At 67.5% G+C, this 24,188-nt stretch carries 13 protein-coding genes and 1 tRNA gene; 2 read left to right on the forward strand and 12 right to left on the reverse strand.

The genetic code is table 11. The features are described from left to right. Positions 1-48: 48 nt before the first annotated feature. From KF688_18645 to KF688_18695, 11 genes are all read right to left on the reverse strand, one after another. Positions 49-1,833, reverse strand: a complete 1,785-nt coding sequence (locus KF688_18645; protein MBX3427705.1) for a trypsin-like peptidase domain-containing protein — start codon at positions 1,831-1,833, stop codon at positions 49-51. Further along, the gene (locus tag KF688_18650) at positions 1,830-3,098 is read right to left on the reverse strand and encodes an NPCBM/NEW2 domain-containing protein (protein ID MBX3427706.1); all 1,269 of its coding nucleotides are present in this window, start codon (positions 3,096-3,098) and stop codon (positions 1,830-1,832) included. Before KF688_18650 ends, KF688_18645 begins: the two co-directional genes overlap by 4 nt. Before the next feature lie 94 nt (positions 3,099-3,192). Then, positions 3,193-4,269: a hypothetical protein gene (locus tag KF688_18655; GenBank protein MBX3427707.1), complete on the reverse strand. Its 1,077-nt coding sequence runs from the start codon at positions 4,267-4,269 to the stop codon at positions 3,193-3,195. After that, positions 4,270-5,994: a hypothetical protein gene (locus KF688_18660; GenBank protein ID MBX3427708.1), complete on the reverse strand. Its 1,725-nt coding sequence runs from the start codon at positions 5,992-5,994 to the stop codon at positions 4,270-4,272. 78 nt (positions 5,995-6,072) lie between these two features. After that, positions 6,073-8,343: a hypothetical protein gene (locus KF688_18665; protein ID MBX3427709.1), complete on the reverse strand. Its 2,271-nt coding sequence runs from the start codon at positions 8,341-8,343 to the stop codon at positions 6,073-6,075. Between the two features lie 238 nt (positions 8,344-8,581). After that, on the reverse strand, positions 8,582-11,128 hold the full coding sequence (locus KF688_18670; protein ID MBX3427710.1) for a VWA domain-containing protein: 2,547 nt from the start codon (positions 11,126-11,128) through the stop codon (positions 8,582-8,584). Further along, positions 11,125-13,347, reverse strand: a complete 2,223-nt coding sequence (locus tag KF688_18675) for a BatA domain-containing protein (GenBank protein ID MBX3427711.1) — start codon at positions 13,345-13,347, stop codon at positions 11,125-11,127. Before KF688_18675 ends, KF688_18670 begins: the two co-directional genes overlap by 4 nt. A gap of 82 nt (positions 13,348-13,429) precedes the next feature. Beyond that, positions 13,430-14,335, reverse strand: a complete 906-nt coding sequence (locus KF688_18680) for a DUF58 domain-containing protein (protein MBX3427712.1) — start codon at positions 14,333-14,335, stop codon at positions 13,430-13,432. Then, on the reverse strand, positions 14,301-15,356 hold the full coding sequence (locus KF688_18685; protein ID MBX3427713.1) for a MoxR family ATPase: 1,056 nt from the start codon (positions 15,354-15,356) through the stop codon (positions 14,301-14,303). Before KF688_18685 ends, KF688_18680 begins: the two co-directional genes overlap by 35 nt. 156 nt (positions 15,357-15,512) lie before the next feature. After that, positions 15,513-16,562 carry a terpene cyclase/mutase family protein gene (locus tag KF688_18690; protein ID MBX3427714.1) on the reverse strand — a complete coding sequence of 350 codons (1,050 nt, stop codon included), beginning with the start codon at positions 16,560-16,562 and terminating at the stop codon, positions 15,513-15,515. A gap of 37 nt (positions 16,563-16,599) precedes the next feature. Continuing rightward, positions 16,600-21,207, reverse strand: a complete 4,608-nt coding sequence (locus tag KF688_18695; protein ID MBX3427715.1) for a PQQ-binding-like beta-propeller repeat protein — start codon at positions 21,205-21,207, stop codon at positions 16,600-16,602. A gap of 614 nt (positions 21,208-21,821) precedes the next feature. On the opposite strand from KF688_18695, the gene KF688_18700 reads away from it, so the two are divergent. Both KF688_18700 and KF688_18705 read left to right on the forward strand, forming a co-directional pair. After that, on the forward strand, positions 21,822-22,148 hold the full coding sequence (locus tag KF688_18700) for an HU family DNA-binding protein (GenBank protein ID MBX3427716.1): 327 nt from the start codon (positions 21,822-21,824) through the stop codon (positions 22,146-22,148). A 747-nt stretch (positions 22,149-22,895) separates the two neighbouring features. Continuing rightward, complete coding sequence (locus KF688_18705; GenBank protein MBX3427717.1) at positions 22,896-23,825, forward strand: universal stress protein; 930 nt, start codon at positions 22,896-22,898, stop codon at positions 23,823-23,825. Between the two features lie 112 nt (positions 23,826-23,937). Here the strand turns inward: KF688_18705 and KF688_18710 are convergent. Further along, positions 23,938-24,010, reverse strand: a tRNA-Phe gene (locus KF688_18710). Positions 24,011-24,188 lie beyond the last annotated feature (178 nt).

The raw sequence follows: 24,188 nt of genomic DNA on the forward strand, positions 1-24,188 counted from the left end.
AGCGCCCCGCGCCGCTCCGCCCCGCTTGGATTGCGCAGGCTCATCAGCTCACTCCTTCGCGGGCTGGGAGGCGAGGGGAACTTCAAACTGCTCGATCTCGAGGGCGGTGAACTCCGCCCCCCCCGAGCGAATCATCCAACGATGCGGGAGCCGTCGCCCGCCGACGTCGCGGAAATCGGAGAAGGAAACTTGGCACGGATCGGCGTCGTCGCGCAAATACGACTCCAAACCCACAAGATCCCCCGTTTCGTCGCTGAAATAAAATCGCGCCTCCACCCCGGCGTAGAACCCGCGGAGGCAGTCGAGCGGGGTCCCGTCGGGTCCCTGCGGCACGCGGCCCAGGTAAACCGTCTCGCCGAAGGTGCGAAGCCCTTCGTCGAGGATGCGTTGCCAGAGATGAATCGCCGCCAGCAGTCCGCCGGAACCGGGAGGACTCAACTGCCCGGAGAGGTCTTCGGCGAAGATCGCTCCGGTGACTCCCTGGGGCAGGCGGATTTCGCTCTTGTCGCGACCGGTTTGCAGCCGGAACGCCCCTCCCGCGGCGACGCGGCCGACGAGACGCCACTCATAGCCGAGCGACGCAGCCGCTTCCTCTCCGTCGCTCGCGGCAAAGCTCAACAGTTGTCGATATCGCGACCAGACGCGACGCTGCGCCTGTTGGTTGTACCAGTAGTTGGCGAAACCGCGCCGCTCGACATACCGCTGGGCCACGGCGGCGGGAAGTTCAGGCTGGGCGGCTCGCGGGCGTTTGCGAGGCGGCTTGTCCGGAGCAGGTTCGCCGGGGCCCGGCTCGCCTTCCGGAGACTCGGCGGGCTTCTCCGCCTCGGCCTGCACCAGCGACACGAGCTCCGCCTCGTCGTGCTTGCCGGCCAGGCGAACGACTGCGTCGAACGTCTCCCCCGAGCGGCGATACCGGAGCGGCACGAGCCAATCGGGCGGGAACGTCCCCAGCACGTTTTGCAGGGCGTTGGCGTTTGTGACGTCACGATCCGCGAACCGCACGACCTGATCGCCATAGCGGAGCCCGCGGCGGAAGGCGTCGCTCGATTCGAGGATGTCGTCCACGACGACGCCGTCTTTCTGCGTGGCGACAGTCGCCCCCAGCGAGGCATGATCGACGATTCGCCCGCTGCGCAGATGCCAGAAGAATCGCATCGCTTGATTGATCGAGATGGCGTAGCCGACCCCCACGTTCACGCGGCCCCGCTTTTCAAACGAGCCGCGGCCGTTGATGCCGATCAGCCGGCCGGCGGCGTCGAACAGCGGTCCGCCGGAGTTGCCGGGGTTGATCGCCGCGTCGGTTTGCAGGCAGTCGGTGTACTCCAACAGCGTGCCGGCCGGGTACTGGTATCGCCGTACGCCGGAAATCATGCCGTAGGTCACCGTGGGGGTGAAGTCATCAGCCAGCAAGAACGGGTTTCCCGCCGCGAAAGCCCAATCCCCGACGCGCACGACGTCGCTGTCGGCGACTTCGGCGACGGGAAAGTCGTCTCGCCCCAAGAGTTGCACGAGCGCCAAGTCCCCCACGGGGTCGATTCCCACGAGCACCGCGTCGTAGAGCCGCCCGTCGGACAGGCCGCACTTGAACGCCGGCCCGCCGCTGGCGACGACATGGAAATTGGTCAACGCAAATCCGTCGGGCGTGACCAGCACGCCCGAGCCCCCCCCCTGCCCCGAGCCGTCGAACACGGCGATGGTTGTCGCGCAGGCCCGGGCCATTGCCGCGACGCGGGCCTCTTCGGCAGCCAACACGTCGGCCGGCGGTTCGAGCGCCGCCGCAGCGGGAGCGGCGCCCGCGAGCGTCAGGCCGATAAGCAGCACAAGGTGGGTCATTTCGTGAATCGCGCCTCCAGCAAGTGGAGCTGGTCGCCGTAGTCCAAATTCTTGCCGTAATCGACGACCAGGCGCAACCGACGCGAGCCAGCCAATTCGACGACGACGTCCTGCGGCGGAGCGACGCCGGCGATCTCGCCCGACCACAGCTTGGCGTCGTCGCCGTACACGGTCAGTTCCACTCGGCCCTGCGCCGCACAGGCCGGGTCGATCCCCGCCACGGTCGCGAACCGGGTCATTCCCGGGGGAATGTTGTACGCGATCTGCGTGCGACTCCGCAGCGCGAGTCCTTTGGGAAATGAATCCTCGGAGGCCGCCCTGACGCTGGGGGCTCCCGCGGTCCCGTGATCGACGACCCGCAGCGGTCCGCCGTCAAAGGCTCGATCGAACCGCGGTTTGCCGAAATTCGCGATCAGCGTCGCCCCGGGGGGGAGCTCCACGAGCGGCGTCCAGCGGGCGTCGAGCGGCTTGAGATCGCTGAGGTAGGCAAGCTTTCCTGCCGAAAAGTCGGCCGACTCCGCCGCCGACAACGGGACGCGCAGCCTAAGCCCCATGGGGGTGCCGACCGCCAGTTCGCCCTCGGCAAGCACGATGGTCGCGGCGGCAAGGCTCCAACCCCCGGCGAGTCGCAACCGGCAGACCGGCTCCGTCACGGGCGCCGTCTCGCCGCGATAGAACGCCACCGCCGCCACCTTGTCGCGCTTCACGGGGACTCGTTCGCCGTCCCAGTCGAACGCGACCTCGGTTTCGGTGACTGCTTCGACCTTGCCCGCAAGATAATCGACCGACTCTCCCCCCTTCTTGAGGACCAGCAGCACGTCCCCCGGGAGCGGATCGTTTTGGATTTTTTCCCAAGCCTCGCGGGCCGGGTCGCTCAGCGGGCCGAACGCCGCCAGTTCCACGTCGCGCGTGGAAACGGTCACGCTCTCGCGGGACCACGGCGTCTCGATGTGCACCGTGCGGTCGGCGATCGTCAGCGCCGAGGCGGGCAAGGTCGTGCCGTCGCGCAGGACGACGATGAGCTTGGCCTCCGCCCAAGCTGCGGGGCCCGCCGGCTTGGACGACAAGCGGACGGCGAGCAGCGAGGCCGCAGGCAGCGACTGATCGCCATCGGCCGTCATGGCATCGATCCCGTTGCTGGACCACCGCACGACTTCTCCCTCGTACCGCCGCCCATCGAGCGTTTCAAAGGTCGCGGCCTCGCAGCGCAGGCCCGCCAGCGCGAGCAGGACGAACCATCCGGAGGCGAAACGGCGCAGCACCATGCGACCTGGGCGGGAAGGGGGAGGCGGGGAACGACCAGCGGCCGCCACGACGTCGACGTGCGGCGCCTTGGCGGCTGTTCGCCGAGTCAGGGGATCACGGTTCGGAGCGAGGCGATTCCGTCGCCAACTCGCGGAAATACTGTTCGATCGCCTCGCGGTACTGAGCGGGAAACTCGCGGCCGATTTGCTGCAAGGCTTGCTCGCGCTCCTTGGGGGGAAGGTCGCCCCAACCGGCAGTGCGACCCAGGTCCCGCGGGTCGACCTTGCCCGGGCCTTTGAGCTCGGCGATCCGGCTGTCGTCCATCGGCTTCGAGGGCCCGGGGCTCGATCCGCCGCTTTGCGAACACTGTTGGGACTGGGCTTCGTCCTCGGCCTGCTTGATGAGCTTGTCCAGCGCATCGAGCACGCCTCGCTCGACCTCTTGAACCCGCGGGCCGGCGTGGCCCAGTTCCAAGCGGCGTTCGATGTCGTTCATCCGCCGGCTGATGTGATTGAGCGAGTCGTCCTTCAGCGTCGCCAGATCGCGACGAACGAGTTGGGCAAGCTGCTGAAACCGGCGCGGCAAGGTCGATTCCCGTTCCAACAGCAGCACCAAATCGGCCCGCGCTTCGTCGGGACGGACCAACTGTTGATAGGACGCCATGCGATAGAACAACAACGACGCCGGGTCCGCGACGTCGGCGATTTGCAGATCGCCAAGCTCGCGGACCGCTTCGTCGAACAAACCCTGCTGCGCCAGCCATCGGCCGTGGGCGAGCCGCACGTTGTGGCGTACGAATTCGTCAGTCTCGGCGTCGGCGAGCCAAGCCAGCCACGTGGCGTCCCCGGGGGCGAAAGGTCCCGACCACTGGCGGGCCAACTCCTCGACACGCGCATCGACGACCGACAGCGCGGCGACCAACCGATCGAGCGTCGCTTCCTCCCCCGGCGCCGCGGCGACGGGGCGATTCCAGGCGGCGATCGCAGCGTCGGTCTGCTCGGCGTCGAATTTGCCGCGGGCGAGAAACGCCTGCAACTCCGCGACGATCGCCTCGCGCCGAGGCGGACGCCAGGAGGGCTCGAAAGCAACGTCGGCCGGTGCGGAGAGCGGAACCAACCCGATCGCGAGACAGACGAGTCCCCGGGCGAGCCGTACCGACGTCGCGTTGTCAAAGGAGGACGGACGGGTCATTCAATTCTCCCTCGTGTCGAGGTCGTGAGCCGCCTGATAGATTCGTTGTTGTCGCTCGCCCAGTTCCACGACGGCGGAGCGCAGTTCCGCGTCGAGGGCCGTTTCGCCCTGGATGAGGGCGCCGTACTGGGCCGTGCGTCGGTTCACCTTGGCCTGCAACGAGCGAATCATACGCAACTCGGCCAATTTGGCCACCAGCGGTTGTTCGCCCGGTTCGCCCCCCTGCCCCGATTGCCCCCGGGCCCGCTGGTCGCGCAGCTCCTGCAGGGCCCGCTGCATGGCGGACAGCGTCTCTTCAAGCGTGGCGATAACGTCTTCTTCGAGTCCCTGGGTGATCAGCCCTGCGTCGACCCGCGCCAGCCGGTCGGCGACGGTCCGCATGTCGGTTCGGGCCTGTTCGATCGCCTCGGGGAATGCGACCGTCGTTCCGTCCTCGCGCATCAGCACGAGCGCCCGGTCCGCCTCGCGCTCGATTTCCCGTTCGGCGCGGCTCAGGCGGCCGCCGGTCATTTCGCGTTCGTGGAGCGGCGCGGTCTTGGTCGCGGCGTCGAGTTTCTTCGTCTGTTCGTAAACGTCGATCTGGGCCTCGAGCATCTTGCGGAAGCGGGCTTCCAGCAGCACCAATGTGCGTTCGAGTTCCTCCTCGCGCAGCTGTCGCAGGATCCGCTCAAGTTCAGCCTTTGCTTGTTCAAGGGCCTTGATGGCCTCTTCCTGTTCGCGCGCGGCGCCTTTGCGCTCCGACTCTTCGAGTTTGCGCTGGGCGTCTTGCATCCGCTGCTGGGCGCGGCGCATCCGCTCGACCGCGCGATCGGCGGGAGATTGGTTCTGCTGGTCGTCTTGCGACTCGGAGGGGCTCCCTTGCGACGGTTGGCCCTGCGACGGCTGGCCTTGCGACGGCTGGCCTCGCGATGGTTGACCATCGGACGGCTGGCCATCGGACGGGGACGGCGATTGCTCGCCGGACAAGGGGGGCTTCTCCCCCGAGGGAGACTGCGAGTCCTTCTCGCCGGACGGCTTGTCGCTCGGTTTCTTGTCGTCGGCCGATTTGTCGGCGCCCTTGCTCGGCTTGCCGGAATCGCCGCCGGACTGTTGTTCGGCATTGTTGCCGGGCTTGTCGGCGCCCTCCTTTGAGCCATCGGACTCCGCGACGTTCTTCCCCAGCGCGCCGGTCCGTTCGGCGACCTTGGCTTGTTCCTCGGCCAGCTTCTGGGGATCGTCGCCCCCTTCGGTGCGGCCTTTGAGGCCCCGTTCGAGACGAATCACCTGCCGGATTTCCTGCAGATACCTGCCAATCCGTTTGCGTTCCGATTCAATCTCCGCGTCGCGGTCTTCTTGCAGGAGCAGTTCGAGCAGTTTCGCGAGCTCGGCGTGGACTTCCCCCTGCCCCTCGATGGCCCGGGAGTAGCTTTCTTGCTCGAGCGCGGCGGCGATCGCGCCCATCCGGCCCGAGAGGTCCCGCTCGCGGCTGCGCGCGATCAGGTCCCGCAATACCTTGGCCCGCCGCGGCTGAGTCGTCCGCGACAGCTCGGCCAACCGTTCGGCGAGCAGTTCCAGACGATCCAGGCGTTCGGCCAATCGCGTCTCGCGGTCGGCAAGGCTGATCTCAACTTCCGCAGGCGTCGCGAACTCGAGAGCCTGGACGGCGCGGACCCCGCCGATGGCCGCCGCCAGCAGGCAAAGTAGCGGCGTCCGCAGTCGCTCGGCAAGTGCAGCGCTGGTCAGCATGCGCGATCCTGGACATGTCCCATGAAACTCGAACGCATTCGCGTCGAGCGAATCTCGTCAGCCCGTCGCCGGCGCCCGTCAGTCTTCTAGCAAACTCCGCAGTTTCTTGCGTTGTTCGGCCTTGGTGGCGTCGTTGAGTTCTTGCTGATCCGCGACGATGCCGCGCAGCAACTCGACCAGTTCGTTGTAGCTTTCCAGTTCGAGCATCCGGTCAAGGACGCCCTTCATCTGATTAATTATGGCGTCCGCCTCGGATCTTGTCGCTACGAGCGTCGCAATCGCGGCGGGACCGGGCGTTTTGCGGGCTTTTTCGTGCTCGGCCAGCAGCCGCTCCAGTTCGGGGAGCCGTTCGGTCGCGATCGCCCGCAACGGGGCCGCGATCCCCTCCCCCAGCCGTTGCCGCAGTTCCTCGGTGTCGACCCGGTTGTTGACCAACTCGGCCAGGATCGCTTCGAACCCCTCGGCGACCCCGCTGGTTTCGAACGCCAGTTGCGTCGCGTTCTGTCGGGCGCCCGACAGCCGGGACGCATCGAGGCGCCTTTGCCGGTCAGACCCCGAGTCGGACTCGTCGAGCCCCTCGGCGGCCGCACCGTCAGGTGCACCCTCGGCGGCGACGTCGAGCGCGGCGGCGGGGGGGACGATCCGGCCTAACAGCTCGCCCACCCCGACCATCTTCTCGTAGATCGCCTCGAACCGTTGCCTCAGGCCGAGTTCGCGCTTCTCGAGCAGCGACCGCAACTGCGACGGGGTGACCACGTCAAGCAAGAACCGTTGGCTTGAGCCGACATGCGCCCCCTCGCCCAGGTCGTAATAGTCGTCGGCCTGAATCGCCAGCGCAAGCCGTTGACCCGGCTTCACGGGGACGAGCGGCTGGCGGTTCGCCGGGTCGTCGGTCGTCAGATCGAACGCCTCGTCGAGCCGGACCCGCGGCAACTGCTCCGTCGGGGCCGTCAGGGGGCGCTGCGCGACCCCCTGGCCGTCGATCTGGTACTCGAACCATGCGCTGCGCAGCGCGTAGTCGTCGGTGATTTGCCCCGCAGCGGGAATCCGCGCCTGCGGGGTGACCGCCGTGCCGATGCCGCGCAATTGCACCGACAACTCCGGAACCGCGTCGGGGACGACCGACACGGCCAGCCCGTACGGCGCCAGGCTCTCGACCCCGTCGGCATCGACCAGCGCGATTGCGAGCGTCAGGTCGCCGGCGGCCGCAGAGAGCGGGAACGAGAACTCGGTCGGGCGCGCCGGGTCGATCGTCGCCGGCAGCGGCGTTTGTCGGCTCGGCTCGTAAACCCGCGCCTCGATGAGCGGCTTGGTCGCTTCGATCCGGCAGATCGCCGTCGAACCGGCGGGCAGTTCGGCCCGTTTGCTGAGCGCAATGGATCGCGGCTTGCGTTGCATGTACTCCGGGTAGGTCACGTCGAGGGCCGCTCGCGCGACGACCGGGCGTTCGACGGCCACGAGCCGCAACCCGGGCACGCGGTCGTCGCCGCCGAGAACGTCGAACTCGACGTCGCCGGTCACTTTCAGTTCGTAGCGGAAGACCTGGGCGTCGTCGCGCCCCGCGACCGCCTCGCCGATTCTGAGCATCGGATCGCGGCTCCCCAGGCCGTCGCTCAGCCGCCGCCAGCGGATCTCGACCTCGTCGGGGGCGAGAAAGCCGTCGACGATCGACGCGGCGACGCGGACCTCGTAGATCGAGTCGCGGGCGACGCGCACCTCGCGCACCGCAGCGTCGCGGTCAAACCCGGCGACCGTCAGTCGCACCGTGCGCGGCCAGGGGGTCGGATCGAGTTTCATCCGCCGGTTGAAGAACGCAAACGACTCGGGCGCGCTCCAAGCGAACGCGGCGACCGATCCCGCGGCGATGAGGGCCAGCACCCCTTTGACCGCCAGGGGGCGGCGATTGAACACCTCTGCGAGCCGCACTGTCGGCATCGCCTCGGCGGCGCGTCGGCTGGTGGCGGCGATCAACTCGGGATGATAGTCGCCGTGTCGCCGGTCGCCCGCTTGCACGGTCGTGATCAGGCTCTCGGCCAGCGCGGGGTAACGCCGCTCGACGAGCAGCGCCAGGCTGTCGTCGGGGAGCCGAGCGAGGGCCCGTCGCCCGATGTAACGGGCGAGCGCCCACGCCGCCGCGCCGATCGTCGCGGCCCACATGACGCGTCGAACGGCGGGAGTCGGCTCGAACAGCCAATCCAGCGCGAGTCCCAACCAGTACGCCCCCCCCGCAACGACCGCCAGCGCCAAGAGCCCTTCCAGCCACACGTACGCGCGCACCAAGAGCCGCAGTCGCGACATCTTCTTCGCGACCGGCCTCGGCATGACGAACTGTGGAGCGACAGAGGCCATAAAATCGCGGGGTATCAACTGTTTGAGTATCTCGCGCTAAGGCGCAACGGGACGGACGCGGTGCGAGGCGGCGGTTGTCAGGCGGGGGACGTCGGTTGTCGGTTCTTGATTGTTGGCCGAAAAGCCTTCGCTTTGCGACGGAGGATGCTTGCGTTCCGAACAATCCCAAGTCACGTCCTGATGTTCCGAGCTGTGCGCCTATGCGCCTGTGAGCGAGTTCATCGACTGTGCAAGCTGTTCACGCCAATCGATACAATCTTCTCAGCAGCCATTCCAGCAACAACGCCCCGCAGATGACGCCCAGCAGGGTCTTGTTGAGCAGTTCGGTAAAAGCGCTGTCGGGTTTGCCGCGGACGGTCTTGGTTTCGGCTCGGCTGGGGATCAGCGTCGCCACGGCCGGCGTCCCCTCGCCGCCGGTCGCGGCGGTCATCGCCTCGGCATAGTACTGCCCGCCGGTACGCTCGGCCAGCGCGGCGAGCAGCTTCTCGTCGCGACGCGTTTGGCGAAACTCGAGGTCAGGGGCCGACGCTTGAACCCGCCGCGACAGTTGTTCGTCGAGCGCGTCCGGGACGGGGAGCTCGATCCGGTACGAGCCTTCGCTCGTCGGCGTGAACTGCCCGACAAACGTCCCGGCCCGCTGCGGATCGGCTGCCAGTTCCACGTTTCTTCCGGCGCCGTCGGGGCCGGTGACGCGCGCTCGCACGCGCTCGGCGACATACGGTTCGCGGCTGGCGGTGGTCAGTTGGGCGCGGAGGACCACCGGCTCGCCGACGTCGTACCGATCGCGCTCGACGAGCAGCCGTCCCCGCGAGGAGCCGCGGAGGAGCCGCCCCTGGCTCACGTGCCGCACGAGTTGCGTATAGAGGACCTCGAAGTACTTGGGATCGACTGATCGCAGCCGCCACATCTCGCCGCTCCCCATGTAGAACACGCGCCCGGATCCGTAAAAATGCTCGACGAAGTACGCCGGCAGTTCGGCGGTGATGCTCGCGTCGGGGTCGCTGTAGCGGGCATAGACGGTCGCCGCCGGCTTGGGGCCCTTCACCGCGTAGCAGCCGTAGACGCCGGGGAACTCGTCCCAACTGCGGCGGCTGGCGTCGGGGGCGTCGGCGAGCCGCAGGAACGCCGCTTCCTCGCCGGCCCGGGTGAAGTCGAGCGGCCAAGGGGTCCGGGAACCGTACGCCCCGTCGTCCATCAGCGTCAGCCGGCGCTGGAACTCGACCGGGTAGAGGCTGCGAATTTTGGCCTGCTCGGCGCCCTGCACCCATGCGGCCGTGTGGACCGGGCCCGCGACGACGATGAGGCCCCCCGCTTCGTCGGCGACCCACTCTTCCAGCAGATCGATCTGCGCGGCGTCGAGCCGGGTCCAGTCGGGATCGAAGGCCGCGATGCAGTCGTACTCGAACAATTGCTCGCGGTCGGCGGGGAAGTCCGTGAGGATCCGGTTCGATTCCTGCGAGATCCCCGCCGGCGCCGATTGCAGCAGCACATCGACCGTCGCGTGCCGATCGCGGAACAGTTGATTGCGCAAGAACCGGTAGTCGCGCGTGGCCGAGCCGGCGATCAACAACACCCGCGAGCTCGTCTCGACGACGACCATCTCGGCGGTCGCACGGTCGTCGGCGGCGTAGGCGTCTTCGGGGGGGGCTTCGATCCGCGCTTCCAGTTCCAAGGCCCCGGCCTCGGCGGGGGTGAACGAGAATTCGACCTGGGCCTCTTGCAAGTCCTCGGTCACCTCGACCGGCTCGACGCCGATCCGCATTTCAGCCGCGGAGGCGTCGCCCTGTTTGGCGCGCGCCGTCAGTTCGACGTTGAACCGCCGCCCGCGGAGTCCTTCGGCCGAGACGAGCGCACGGATCGTCACCTCGTCGTCGGGATACGCCCGCGCCGGGGCGACGAGCTCCTGCAGTCGCGCGTTGCGGCGCGGTTCGGTCGAGCCGACCCCCGCGGTGAAGAGAGGCACGTTTGCGGCGGCAGCTCGATCGGCCGCGGCCAGCGGATCGAGCCCGCCGTTTTGGACGCCGTCGGTGACGACGAGCACTCCGGCCAGCGGTCCCGCGGCCGAATCGTCAAAGACCGCGGCCAGCGCATCGCCCAGGCGCGTCGCCGCGCCGGACGGTTGGAGCGTTTCGGTCCACTTGGCGGCGCCTGGTTCGGCGGTCGATGTTGCGTCGTCGTCCGTCGGTTGCGGCGCCGAGGGCGTCGGAGGGGTTGCATCGTCGGCCTCAGTCTGCCGCGACCACGTCGCCACGCGCAAGGTCTGGGCGTCGAACGTGCGCACCTGCACGTCGTGCTGCCGACGGAGTTGGTTCACCAGCGGCGAGTCGGCCAACAGCGCCGCGGCCGCGGCGGCACGGGAGCGGTTCTCGCCCCCCGCCGGTTCGTCGGCGATCGTCATGCTTTGGCTGGAGTCGACGAGGATCTCCACCCGCGATTCGGTCGTCACGCGGCGATCGGTCCGCTTGACCGGGGCGAGAAAGAACACGATCGCCCCGAGCACGGCGACGATCCGCAACCCGGCCAGCGTCCACGCCGCGAGGCCCGGCAACGAGACATGCTCGCGGCGATACTGCCACGCGGCAAGCGCCGCCAGCAGGCCCCCGACCGTCGCGACCGTGAGCCACATTGCCTGCGGGCCGTCAAACTGTTCGAGCCGCGAGAGGTGGTAGCTCGGCGTGCCGAGTCCGTGATCAGAGCCGCCGTCGTCGGCAGCCTGCGCGGCGCCGGCCAAGAGCCCCGGCGCGAGCGCCGCGAAAAGCCAGGAGACCTTCACGGCCCGCGTCATGCGCCCCTCCCCGCCGCGGGGGCGTGATAACTGGCCGCATAGGCGACGAGCTGCTCGAGCACCAGCGCCGCCAGCAGGGCGTACAGCAGCGCGTCGCGCAGTTGCACGCCGGCGAGCTGGTCGTCGTCCTGCGAAAGCTCGGAGGATTGCATGTATTGGTATTCGACTCCCTGGAGCCGTTCGGCGAGTTGGCGCGCGCTGGTGATGTGGAGATCGCCTTCGCCCGTCGGCACGTTGACCGCCAGGAGCCGCTCGACCTCCTGGCCGTCACGGCGCGTGAGCACAAGCCGCCACACCCCCGCCGCGGCGGCGGGCGAGAGCTGGGCCGCGTGGACGCCGTCGCGCGTCTCGGCCGTGACAATGACCCCTTCCCCCGCAACCCCGGGGGCGATGACCCGCAGTTTCGGTTCGAACTCCTCTTCCGGCAACGAGACCGTCAGCGGCAGCCCGGCGATGCGGCCGTCGTCGGTCCGCCGGGTCGACGACAGGTAGCCGACCATCTCGTTCGCCACGACGAGGAATACGGGATTGAGACTCAGGTTGTTCCAGGTCCCCAGCGGCGTGGGCCGGGGCGACAGCTTCGTGAGTTGCACGACGACCCGCCCCGCGCCGAACTGCTTCTCCATGACCAGCGGGGCGCCGTTGCGAAGCGAGGCGAGCGTGCGGACCTTCGCCGTCGCGGGGGCTTGCCAGTCAGGTTCGAGCGCGTAGTAGAAATCGACCTTCGCCAGCGGCAGATAGTTGTTTCGCTGGCCGCGGAAGACGCGGAAGATCGGATGCTCGGAGATGCGAAGATCGATCTCGTCGCTCCCGCCGCCAGCGAGGAGTTGCGTCGGCACGTCGAGCGGGGCCGGCGCCAGGCCTTCGCCGTCTCGGAAGAGCCGGTTGTTGAAGAAGTCGCGCCCGGTCGTCGGCCCGACGAAGATCGCCAACCCGCCCCCCGCCTCGACGTACTCTTCGAGCGCCTCGAGGTCGGCGTCGTCGATCCGCGGGACGTCGAGCAAGAAGACCGCCGCGTATTGGGCGAGCTTGTCGTGATTGCGAAGATAACTGATCGGCTCGACCTGCGGCGCCCAACCGTTGAGATTCCGTCCGCCCGGGCTCAGCGCGGTCGTGAGGAAGTAGCCGTCGTCCCCGTCCGGCGAACCGTCGATGACGAGCACCGGGTAAGTCGCGGGGGCGTCGAACGTCCATTGGCGGCGGTTGTCGGCCTCGACCGCGTCCGATTCGAGCGTCGCGGTCGCCGCGTGGGAGCCTGGTTCGAGGAATGCGACGCGGAACCGTTCGGCGAGTTCCTCGCCAGGGGGGATCTCGTCGAAGACCACCGCGGGGAGCCGGGCGCCGTCTTGTTCAATCGCCACCGCGACCGCCGTCGCGGGCTTGTCGCCGTAGTTCGCCACGGCCAGCTCCATCCAGGTCTCGACACCCGCGGCCCGGGCGCCGCTCTCGGGGGCGAGCCGCGTAACGGCCAGATTGCCGTGGAACTCGTCGGCGCACTGCACGAACCGCAGTTGGTCGACTCGTTCGCCCAGCCGCTGGGCCGCCTGAGCCAAGGAGGTTCGCTCCTGCCACTGTCGCTCGCGGAAGTCGGTCAGGAGGTAAACGATCGTCGTCTCGTCGGGCGCCGGCTCGGGGAGTCGGAGCGCCGCCTGCAGTGCGTCGAGCGGGCCCGCGTCATTCTCGCCGGGGCGCCATTTGCCGAGCGCCGTTTCCAACTCCGCCAAGAGCGCCGCATCGAGCGGTCGCCGCTCCCACGGGGCGCCGTCCCCGGCCGTGAGGGCCCGTGCTTCCGAGAACCGGAGCACGGTCACAAGTTGCCGCTCGGCCCGTCCGTCGGCCTGCCGGATGATTTCCAGGGCCGAGCGCACCGCCTCGCCGAACGCGGACCGCTGGTCCCGTTGGTCTGACATCGAGTAACTGTCGTCGACCAAGAGCACGTGATGCGTCGCCCCCCGGCCGAACAGCCGGCCCCAGTCCGAGGGAATGACCGGCCCGGCCAGCATGAACACCGCCAGCGCAATCGCCGCGGTCCGCAAAGCCAACAGCAGGAACTGCTTCAGCAGAATCCATTTCTTGTTCCGCTTCTGGCTTTCGAGCAGAAACGACATCGCCGCCCATTCGATTTTCCGCCGTCGGCGGAGATTGATCAGGTGGATGAGCGTCGGAACCGCAATGAGCGGCAGCCCGACGGTCAGCAGCGATTGAAACAGAAAGGACAAGGCGGGCAGTGAGGTCAGAGGTCGGGGTGCTTGATGTTTGTACGTGAGGCAGGGCTCGCGCCGAGCTTGCGGCTTTGCGCCGTCACCTCGTCCGATACGCCGCCAGTCGCCGCGTCAAAAGCGCCGCCAGCGCTGCGTCGAGCGGCTGGCTCGTTCGCAGCAACGTATAGTCGACCGCGTCCCGGGCGCACCCGTGACGCAGCGCTTCCAGGAATTGTCGGAGCGCGGCGAGGTACCCCTCGCGAAGCGCCCGCGGGTTGCAGTTGAGCGTCTCGGGGAGCTCCAAGCCTTCGAACCGAGTCGGCCCGTCGAACGGGAAGTCGAGTTCGTCGTCGTCGAGCACATGGAGCACGATCACGTCGTGCCCCCGCTGCCGCAAGAGCCGCAAGCCCCGGAGGGTCGAGCCGACGTCCCCCAGCAGATCGCTCACCACGATCATCAGCCCTCGGCGCGGGCTCGCTTCGGCGATCTCGGACAGGACGGCGCCCGCGTCCGTCTTGTCCCGGGGCGGGTTCGCATCGAGCGCCTTGACGATCGCCGCCAAGTGATTCTGCGTGCTTCGCAGCGGGGTGCGCGCTCGGATCCCCTCGTCGAACGCAATGCACGCCGCCCCGTCGTGCTGCCGCAACAGCAGATAGGCCAGACTCGCGGCGACCGTCGCGGCATACTCGTACTTGTTCAAATCCCCCGAGCCGTAGCGCATGCTGGCCGACACGTCGACCAGCAGCGTGACGCGCATGTTGGCGTCTTCCTCGAACTGCTTGACGTACAGCTTGTCCTGCTTGGCCCACGCCTTCCAGTCGACATGCCGGAGGTCGTCCCCCGGCGCGTACTGGCGGTGCTGCAGAAACTCGACCGACTGGCCGAAATACGGGCTGCGGTGCAGGCCGCTGAGGAATCCCTCGACGACGTGCCGGGCGCGCAGCTCGAGTCGACCGATTCGGCGAATCGCCTCAGGATGCAAAAATCGCTTTGAATCGGGCGTCATTCGCCAGTTCGTCCTCGAGTTTGGGCGTTCCCTCCAACAGCCGATCGATCACGTCGTCGGCAGTGACGCCGTCGCTTTGGGCGGCGAAGTTGACGACGATACGGTGCCGCAGCACCGGCTTGGCCAAGGCGGCAACGTCCTGCACCGTCACATGCGTCCGCCCGTGCATCAGCGCCCGGGCCTTGGCCCCGACGATCAGAAACTGCACGGCCCGCGGTCCAGCGCCCCACGCCAACTGCTCGGTGACGAACGCGGGGGTCGTCGGCTCGCCGACGCGGGTCTGCCGTACCAGCGACAGCGTATACCGCAGCACGTGGTCGCTGGCCGGCGTCTCGCGGACCAGGGATTGCAGCTCGAGGATCTCCTCGGGCGACACGACCGCCTGCACCGCGTCCTGCACCCGAGCGGTCGTGCGGCGAGCGACCTCGAACTCCTCGTCGAACGACGGGTATCGCACCAGCACCTTGAACATGAACCGGTCTTGCTGCGCTTCAGGGAGCGGGTAGGTCCCTTCCTGTTCGATCGGGTTCTGCGTCGCCAGGACGAAGAACGGGTCGGAGAGCTGATGCCGCACGCGCCCGACCGTGATTTGCCGTTCCTGCATCGCCTCGAGCAAGGCCGCCTGGGTCTTGGGGGGGGTGCGGTTGATTTCGTCGGCCAGGATGACGTTCGAGAACAAGGGCCCTTCCAGGAATCGCAACTCGCGGCGGCCGGTCGTCTTGTTCTCCTCGATGATGTCGGTGCCGGTGATGTCGGCCGGCATCAGGTCGGGGGTGAATTGGATCCGGCTGAACGACAAGTTCAGCGTCCGGGCGAGCGTGCTGATCAGCAGCGTCTTGGCGAGCCCCGGCACCCCCTCGAGCATGCAATGCCCGCGGCTGAACAGGCTGACCAGCAGCAGTTCGACGACCTGATCCTGCCCGACGATCACTTGCCCCAATTGCTCGCGAATGCGGCCCATGGCGCCTGCCAACCGCTCCACAATCTGGCCATCGGCCGGGGTTCCTTCAGACAAACTCATGGGCGGAAGACTCGCATTCAAGGATTCGCCGGCAAAGGCCGCTCTCGGGCCCAAGGGGGGTCAGTATGCAACAAATAGACGCGAAGGGTGAGTGGGGCCGACGAGATTTGCGGGCATGCAGACGGGGCTCGGGTCGCGAGACGGTTCAAACCGGCCTCACCGCTGATAAATCGGCAAGCAGGCATTGTCCAGTTGCAGCATGATCAGGTTCAGTGCGGTCGTATACACCGGTCCGACGTAGCCCTGTTGCCAGAAGACGACCGTCTCGTCGGCGACTTTGGTCTCGGTCGCCTCGGTCAGCAGGCGTTTGCGGATGGCGCGGCGGTATTGTTCCCACACGTCCCCTCCCTCGCGGTATTGCACCTGGGCGTAGTAGAAGTGGGCGTAGTGCCAGTGGCCGAAGCTGTCGCTGGCCGTCGGATCGAGGTTCGCCCGGCAGTACTCCAGCATCCGCGGCACGTAGTCGTCGTCGTACTCGCCGGCGTTGAACAGGCAGGCCACTGCCGCGGCGGTGATCGCCGGGCGCCCGCCGCCTCCCTTCGAGCTGTACTGGACCGCCCCGTCCTTAAGCGTGCAGCCGTGGATGTACTTGACCGCCTTGTCGATAATCTCCTTGGGGACCGGGACCCCCGCGTTGCGGCAGCTTCGCAGGCCCTGCACCTGGGTGATCGTCGTCGAGCCCTCGTCGAACCCCCCGCCGTCCTTGGCGCTGACGTAGCCCCAGCCGCCGTCCTTAGTTTGGGCGTAGCCGGTGAACTCGACCGCCTTGGCGAGGATGCGAATCAATTCCTGTTGCCGCTCGACGTCCTCCTCCTCTCCCAGGACCTCCGACAGAAACAGCATCGCAAACCCGTGGCCGTAGGTGTAGCGGTCGTCGTCCTGATCGCCGATCAGCCCGTTGGGACGGGCGCGGCGGGTGAGGAAGTCGACCGCCCGGCGGATGTTTTCGGCGTACTTTCCCTGGGTCGTCGTCGACCCTTCGCACAACATGGCCAACCCGGCCAGCGAAGTCATCGCCGTCGGGTACCGCCCTTGCGCGGTCCAACTTCCCAGTTGGTGCTGCTGGTGGGCGAGCCAATCGAGCCCCCGGGACACCGCCTGCCGCGTCTCGGGATCGATCGGCTCCGCCAGCGACGGCGCTGCACACAGGCAAGCCAACGCGGCGAAGGCGACAGTCGATGTCAGTTTGCTCAGGCGGAATTGCATGGAGGAAATCCATTTACGCGGCGAGGAGGCGACTGCGTCAATCGACGGCTTCAAACGCGCGGCGGAGCAGGTTGTTCAGCCCCTGCCGCGACTCGGAGTCGTTCGCCTCGACCTCGGCCATCGATGGCGGGATGGGCGGTCGCGGGGCGTCGGTGAACCGGAGCGAAAGCGTGCTGCTGCTCATCTCGATCGCCACGACGTGCTGAGCGTCGCTCGCCACCTGCGGCTGGCAATACCCCGCGGCGGCGGCGTTCAGCTCGTCGCTCCGGAACAGGGTCCGGCCGGTCGCCTTGTCGAGCACCAGCATCGTGGCGCTTGCGCGGCTCCCCCCTTTGTCGACGCGGTTGAGCGTGCTGGCGAACACGATCACCGGCAGGTCGACCCCTTGGGTCTGCATCAGCGCCTGTTGCGAGAGCTGCGCCGGTTGGTTCCACCGCATGGCGCCGCTTGCGCGATCGTATACGTAGAGGTCGCCGTTGATCGTCGGGTAGTCGAACTGGTTGAACAACGCGATCCGTCGCTCGGGTCGCCGCGGCGCGTTCTGCGAGACGGCGATCACCAGCGCGTCGCTTCCCGCAAGCAGGTGGATCTCATCGGCCTTGCGCGGCAGTGCGTCGTCGTCGTCGACCACGAATCGTCCGGTCGCCAGATCGATCACCGCGATCCTGCCGGCCCGTTCCATGACGGCCGCCAGACGACCGGCGTCGACGTCAACCAGCGACTCGGGAGCGAATTGCAGCTCCCACGCGCTGGCGCCGGTCCAAACGTCGACCGCCGAGAGCTTGCACCCCGCGGGTCCCGACTCCCAAGCAATGACGGTTCGGTCCCGGGTCGTCAGGCGTTCGCGCCAGCTCGGCACGGCCCGTTCGCCCAGAGCCCGGCCGTCGACGGTGCTGTACGCCTGCGCCCGGCGACTCGTGCGCGGGGCGACGAAAACGACCTGCTCGTCGCCGAACAGATCGCACCCGGCAGGAACGTCGCCCCGTCGCCACAGCGTTTCTCCCGAGAGCGGGTCGACGCAGACGAGACGCCGTGAATCGTGAAAAACGACCCCGTCGACCGTCATCGGTCCGACGACCCCGGTCCAGCGGCCGTTGAACTCGGCGCGCGGAGGGCGGTACGTTCCAGGCCGCGACGGCGTGGACGACGGGCTTCCCGGCAACTCGTCGCGCGCGTCGTTTCCGACGACGTTCGTGCGCCACAGCACGGCAGTCTCCTCGCCGCGGGCCAGCGTGTTGACCGCCGCGATTTGGCGGCCCGTCGAGACGACCATCAGACTGCCCCGGGCGACGGCGTAGCTCATCCCCGGCTCGCGATACGCGGCCTGCTGCGTCGGATCGATCAGGGTCGTGAATGCGTCGCGCCCGCGACTGTCGCGCAGCAACAAGCCGCCGTTGCGACTGATCAAGGCGACGCTCGCCCCGGCCAGCACGTCGTCGGCCCGCTCCCAGGGGACCCCCCATAGCGGCATCCGCGCTCGGCCGAGGCGGTTCTCCGGCGACGTCGGTTTGTTTTGCGGTTCAACCCGACCTTGGGGCCAGTCGAGTCCCCCCGGTTCACGCGCAACGGCCAACTCGGCGCCCGTCTTGCCATCGAGGCAAACCGTCTCGGCCAACTCGCCCGCCAATCGCACGTCGTAAGCCCCGGCGAACACGTCGGCCCCGGCGGCATGCAGGCCGCGAGCGATCCGCGCGACCGCCTCGGCGCGGACGGCCGCGTCGGTCGATTTCTCCAACGACAAGAACTGTTGCTGGGCCGCGAGCCACTGCTGCTGCTCGGCGAGCTTGCGAGCCAACTGCAAGCGCAGCTCCTCGGCGCCCGGCAGATCGCCGAACCACTCCAGATAGCGAACCGTCGGCATCCCTGATTCGTCGTCCACCGGCGCCAGCCGAGCGACTTCGTCCCGAATCCTCGCTTGCTCGGACTCGCTGCTTGCGGCGTAGATTGCGGCGATCTGGGCTCGGCCCCAGCGGGCTGGTTGAGCCTCGTGGTCGGGTCCCAGGGCGAACGGGCCGCTCGTGGCTCCGGCGGTGCGGTAAAGCTCCAAACACGCGTCGGCCGCCGGGGCCGGTTCGCCGACTTCCAGAAAGCCGCGCGCCTGAATCCGCAACAGGGACAGCCGCCGAGCGGCCGAGCCGTCCTGCAACTGGGCCAACAGCGGCAGCTTGTCGCGGTGGGCGACGAAGTCCGCTTCCAGAGATTCGATCAGGCACTCGGCCAAGACGGCCCCGACGTCGACGTCGTCCGGCGCGCGGCGGTGGGCCCGTTCGAGCAGCGAAATCGCTTCGCCGCGGCGGTCTTCGTTCATCGCGATTTCGCCCAGGGTTCTCAAGGCGTCGACGTTCTGATCGTCGTCAGCCAGGGCCGCGGTCGCCTCGGCGCGCAGCACGTCGACTTGGTCGAATCGCTCCAAGAATCGGCCCGACTGCGACAGCACGGCGCCGCGATGGCAAATCAGGTTCCCGAGCGGCCGGGCCTGCTTGGCGGCGACGCTGGCAGCGATCTTGCCGGCCGCCAGATCGACCGCGACGACCTCGCCATTGGACAGCGGCAGAAAGTACGTTCCGCCGGTCAAGAACCCTGTTCCGGTCGGAGCTGCGCCTGCGGGCCACGCGACTCCGGCGCCGTTCCACGCCATCGTGCCGTCGGCCAGCTTCAGCGCGATCGCCTTCTGCGGCCCGATCAGGAGCACCCGCCCCTCGCTGACGCAGGCCACGGCGAGCATGCCGCCGCGGTCGCGCTTCCACAGAAGTTTGCCCGTGCGAAGATCGAGGCAATGCAATTCGTTCGAGTCGGGCGGAGACGTCAGGACCTTGCCGTCGGCGATTGTCGCCGCGGCGTCGATCCAAGACCCTGCCTCGTCGCCGCTGGGGAACTCGTCGACCCGGTGGGGATAACTCTGCAACGCCTCGCGTCGCTGATAGGGATAAGCCCAGGCCAACGCGCGACTCGCCACGTCGAACCCCACCACGACGCCCCCCCCCGTCGGACAGACCAACATGCCGTCGGCATAGGAAGCGACGTTCGCGTTCAAGTGGCGCTGCGGATCGAACGCGATTTGGTAATCGAAGCTCGCCAGCGGTTGGCGCCATTCGATGTCCCCGGTCTTCGCATCGATGGCCGCCAGATTCACTTCGTCCCGCAGATCGACGACCGCGTACAGCGTCGCCCCGACAGCGATCGGGGCGCCGGAAAAGAACGCTCCGGGAAGCGGGCCGGCGACGTCGGAACCGTCGATCTCCCATGCCTTCGCCCCGCGGGCGTCCAGCCGATAGGCGCACAGGCGATTGGTCGACTCGGGGGCCGTCCGCACGTCTCCCCCGAACGGGCCGAGTCGCCACATCTCCATGCCGGGGGACTCCAGCAGCGGCTCGCTGCGAATGGCGTAAAGCTGCTCGCCGTCGCTGCTCATGACGCCGTACAGGCGGTCCCGCCAGATTCGCGTCGCAAACGCGTCCCGCGTCGCGGCGCCGCCGTCGGCGCCTTCCTCGCCCGAGTCGCGGGGCAGCAGTTGTTCGATCTCCGCCGAGCGGATCGGCTCGGATTGCCACACCAGTTTGCCCGTGGCAAAGTCCACGCCGTACAACGTGTGCGGCGTTCGCAGCACGATCACGTCGCCCACGGCCAGCGGCTCCATCGCGGGCGGAGTGAGCCGGCCTGATTCGAGCCGGTCGGCGGCCAGTTCGTCGTACACGTCCTCCAACTCGGGATGAGGAAGGGTGCGCACCTGCCAGCGGACTCGCATGTGAGGCAATCCCCCTAGCGACTCCGCGTTCCGAGCCCCGTTGCCTCGATGAGTCAGCCAATCGCGCGCGTCGAACGCCGGCAGCGCCGTCGGGTCGCCTAGCCGGGTCGCGAGCCACTCGCTGGCGGCTCGGCCCTGGGCGAGCGGCTCGGGACGGCCGCCAATCCGCACTTGCTGGTCTTTCGTTCGTGCAAGTTCGTCCCACGCAGCGCTGGCTTGCATCTCGTCCCCTGCTGCGCGCCACGCCGCCGCTGCGGCCACCGACAAATGCGGGTCGAACCGCCGGCGCGCTTCCGGCCAAGCGAGGAGCCGGTCGTATAGCAACCCCGCGCTCAGCAATCGGCCGGCGTCTTCCTCGCGGCGAGCCAACAGCAGCGCCGCTTCTTGTCCGGCCGGACAGTAAAAATATTGTCGCACGACCGCTTCGAGGTCGTTGCGCTTCCCCGAGGCGACCGCTTCGCGCAGCTTGCGCTCGGCCGTCGGCGCGAATGCGGCGACATACGCTTCGCGTCCCGCGGGGGGCAAGTCGCGCAGCAGCGCGGCGGCGCGCGACTTGAGTCCCGCGAAAGCGGCCGGCGATCCGGTCTCGACAAAGGCGTCGGCGTCGCGCCCCAACACTTCGTCCAGGAACCGCAGCGCCTGGGTGAACTCGCCCGCCGCGATTCGCTCCTCGGCCCGTCGAATGCCGCGCGACAGTTCGCGCTCCATCACGGGCTGCACCCCCTCGAAGGGGTCGGCCGGAGCGTCCTGGGCGATCGCGACCGCAACCAGAACGAGCCCCGCGCCCCCAAGAGCGGCCAGGATTCCGGGGCTCGAGACGATCCGGCGGGATAAGCTGCGGCGCGCGGCTCCGTGAGTTCCCCGGCCTCCGGCCTCAGCGGTTCGAGCTGCAGGCGGCATTCCATGCTCCCAAGGTTTGGACCAGCGCGGCAACCGGCGTTTCGCAGTGCGGTCCCGCCGGACCGATTATGCCGATTGTACGCACGACGGGTCTCTCAGAACCCCCGAACCGCCTCGGCCCCGGGAAAACCCGGGCCAAATTGCGTGGTAGTGTTTCTGCAACACGCACAAGAGCCAAAACCGGCTCGGTTTGCCCGGCTCCCCGACTTTGGGGATCCCACGGCAAGCCCGCAGTCGGTCGACCGGCAGCGTCTGGCGGTCATGCCGAAAGCCGTGGCTTGTGCGCCTAAGTCCCTTGCCGAGAGAAGTTTAGAAAGATCGTCCCCCCGGGGCAAGCAATCGCCACGGTGGTTGTCGGTCTCGCCTGTCAGTCCTCCCGTCGACCCAACCCGGGGCCTCTCCGGGGCGAGTCGGAGGGCTGCAGAAAGAAGGCGGCTCAGCCAAGAACCACTGATTTTCCAGGGTTTTTCGCGCCTGACGCCTTGTCATTCACGTTCCCCGGTCCTTACAACTGCACACGTCCAGCCCCGTTGCGGACAGGACCGAGTCACTGCCGTTTCCCGCCCAGGTCCGCTTTTTCCCCACCCACAGAATTGCTAAGGAGGGTTTTCCCAATGGCCAAAGCTCCCGTTAAGAAGCCGCCGACCAAGACCGAAGTGTTCGCCAGCATTGCCGAGACGACCGGTCTGCAGAAGAAGGACGTCGCTTCGGTGTTCGACGCCCTGGTCGACGAGATCTCGAAGGCGCTCAGCAAGAAGGGCCCGCAGAGCTTCACGCTCCCCGGGCTGTGCAAGATCGTCGTGCAGCACAAGCCGGCCCAGCCGGCCAAGAAGGGCGTGCCGAACCCCTTCAAGCCGGGCGAGTTGATGGACGTCGCCGCCAAGCCGGCGAAGAACGTCGTCAAGGTTCGCGCCCTGAAGAAGCTGAAGGACATGGTGTAAGTCGCCCCGCCGCATCGTGCGTGCGGACTCGCCGCCAATTGAAAAGCCGCCCCGACGATGGCTCGTCGAGGCGGCTTTTTTCGTGGCCCCGCGTCGCGCAAATACCGAGAGCAAAGGATGACGGCAGAGTCGCAGAGTTTGCTGAGCGTATCCCGAAGCGCTTCATCCCAGGTTTGCGAAAGTTGATTGCTGCTGATCATGGTTCTGTTCATGACCGCGAGGAACGCGAACGGCCGGGAACAGCCCAACGGCAAGCCACGCTCGGATACGCTGCAGCCGTTTCGACTTGTCGCTAAGAGCGAACTGCTCCTGCCCGGCGCCGACGGTTGCTCGTCGTCAACGGAAGACCGACGACTGACAACGGTCAACCAACCTTCCCGCAGAGTCACGGCCCGCGCATAGGGCCGCAATTCCGGCGCAGCCTGACCACGGCTCTCCTTCCCGAAGCCCCGCAGCATGGAATGCGAACAATCGTCCGTTCCGCGTGGCGCGACCGCAAGCCAACTTCAGTTTGCGCCCTTTCGAGGTTGCCCGAACCCAGATGCGCCCCGCGTCGCAACTCGCAAATCGCGTTGCCGGTTCTCTTCGCGGCATGGTATGATGCAATTGCATCAAAAACGCGCAAAAAGCGGCGAAAACGCCCCGTTTTGTCAACGATTCGGGCGAACCTTATCTGCGTCACGTGCGTACCAGCGAGTGGGGCGTCGCGTCTTCCGGGATGATCGTGAAACCGCGAGGAGCTGAGCCATGAAGCGATTCAGAAACATCCTCGTCGGCGTCGATCTGGCCGACGGCGACCGTCTTGTCGGCGATACCTTGTCCGCTCCGAGCGTGCAAGCAGTGGAGCAGGCCCTGTGGCTCGCCCGCACAAGCGGCGCCAAGGTCACCTTGATGTACTCCCTGGACGTCTGCGCCCGCACGCAGCAGATGATTCTCGAGAACGGCGGCCGCGACAACATCCACGCCCTGGCCCGCGGCGTGCTCGAAGATCTCGTCCATTCGGCCCTCGACCAAGGGGTCGACGCCACCTCTCGGGTCGAGTTCGGCCCACCCTGTACGGAGTTGATCCAAGCTGTCCGCGACGGACAGTTCGACCTTGTCGTCATCGGCACGAAACAACACTGGGTCGTATCGCAACTCCTGTTTGGCACGACGGGGCTGAAGCTCCTTCGCAAGTGTCCCTGCCCGGTGTGGGTCGTCAAACCCAACGAACGCCGGGAGGTGACGGAGTTGCTGGTGGCTCACGATCTTTCGCCGGTGGGCGAATTGGCGCTCGAACTCGGGGCCTCGATGTCGGAGCTGTATGGGGCGAAACTTCATGTGCTGCACGCCGTCGAGCCCGAGGTCGCGGCCGCGGACGAGTCGTTCGCGTTCACGCATCCGCCCGGCGAAGGCCGGACCGCCGTGGTTCGCTCGCGGATCGTCGAAGAATTGGGCGACTTGCACTGTGCAGAGACGACCGCGCTGACGGTCGTCGAGAGCGATCCCGCCGAAGCGATCGTCCGCTACGTCAACGACCACGACGTCGAACTGCTCGTGCTGGGGAGCAATGCCCGCTCGGGAATCAGCGGACTGATCTCGGGCAACTTGGCCGAACAACTGTTGCCTGGCATCCGCTGTTCGGTGATGGTCGTCAAATCGGCCGACTTGCCGGCGCAGTTGCAGGACTGCGACTGAACTGCGGGACGGGTCCAGACCAATCCCTCCGCGCGTCAAACCCTGCCGAGGAGTCCCCCGCTCCGCGGGCGCTGCCGCGCTGCCGAACGCGGCCGAAAAGAGAGAGAAAAAGTGGACAGGGGCGGGATCGAACCGCCGACACATGGATTTTCAGTCCATTGCTCTACCAACTGAGCTACCTGTCCCGAACTGGCCGTTTTAGTTCGACTGTCACTCTTTCGCAAGGGCCGAGCGCGGGGCGATTTCGATCGGGCGACGCGGGCCCTCGCTGGCGCGACTCCCCTGAATATTCCAGCCTGTTTGTCGCATTGCGAGCTTCGCCGATGCGCCGGGATTCGTTGGGTGGATAGGGTTATCGGCGCG

This window comes from Pirellulales bacterium (genome assembly GCA_019636345.1).
GTDB lineage: Bacteria > Planctomycetota > Planctomycetia > Pirellulales > Lacipirellulaceae.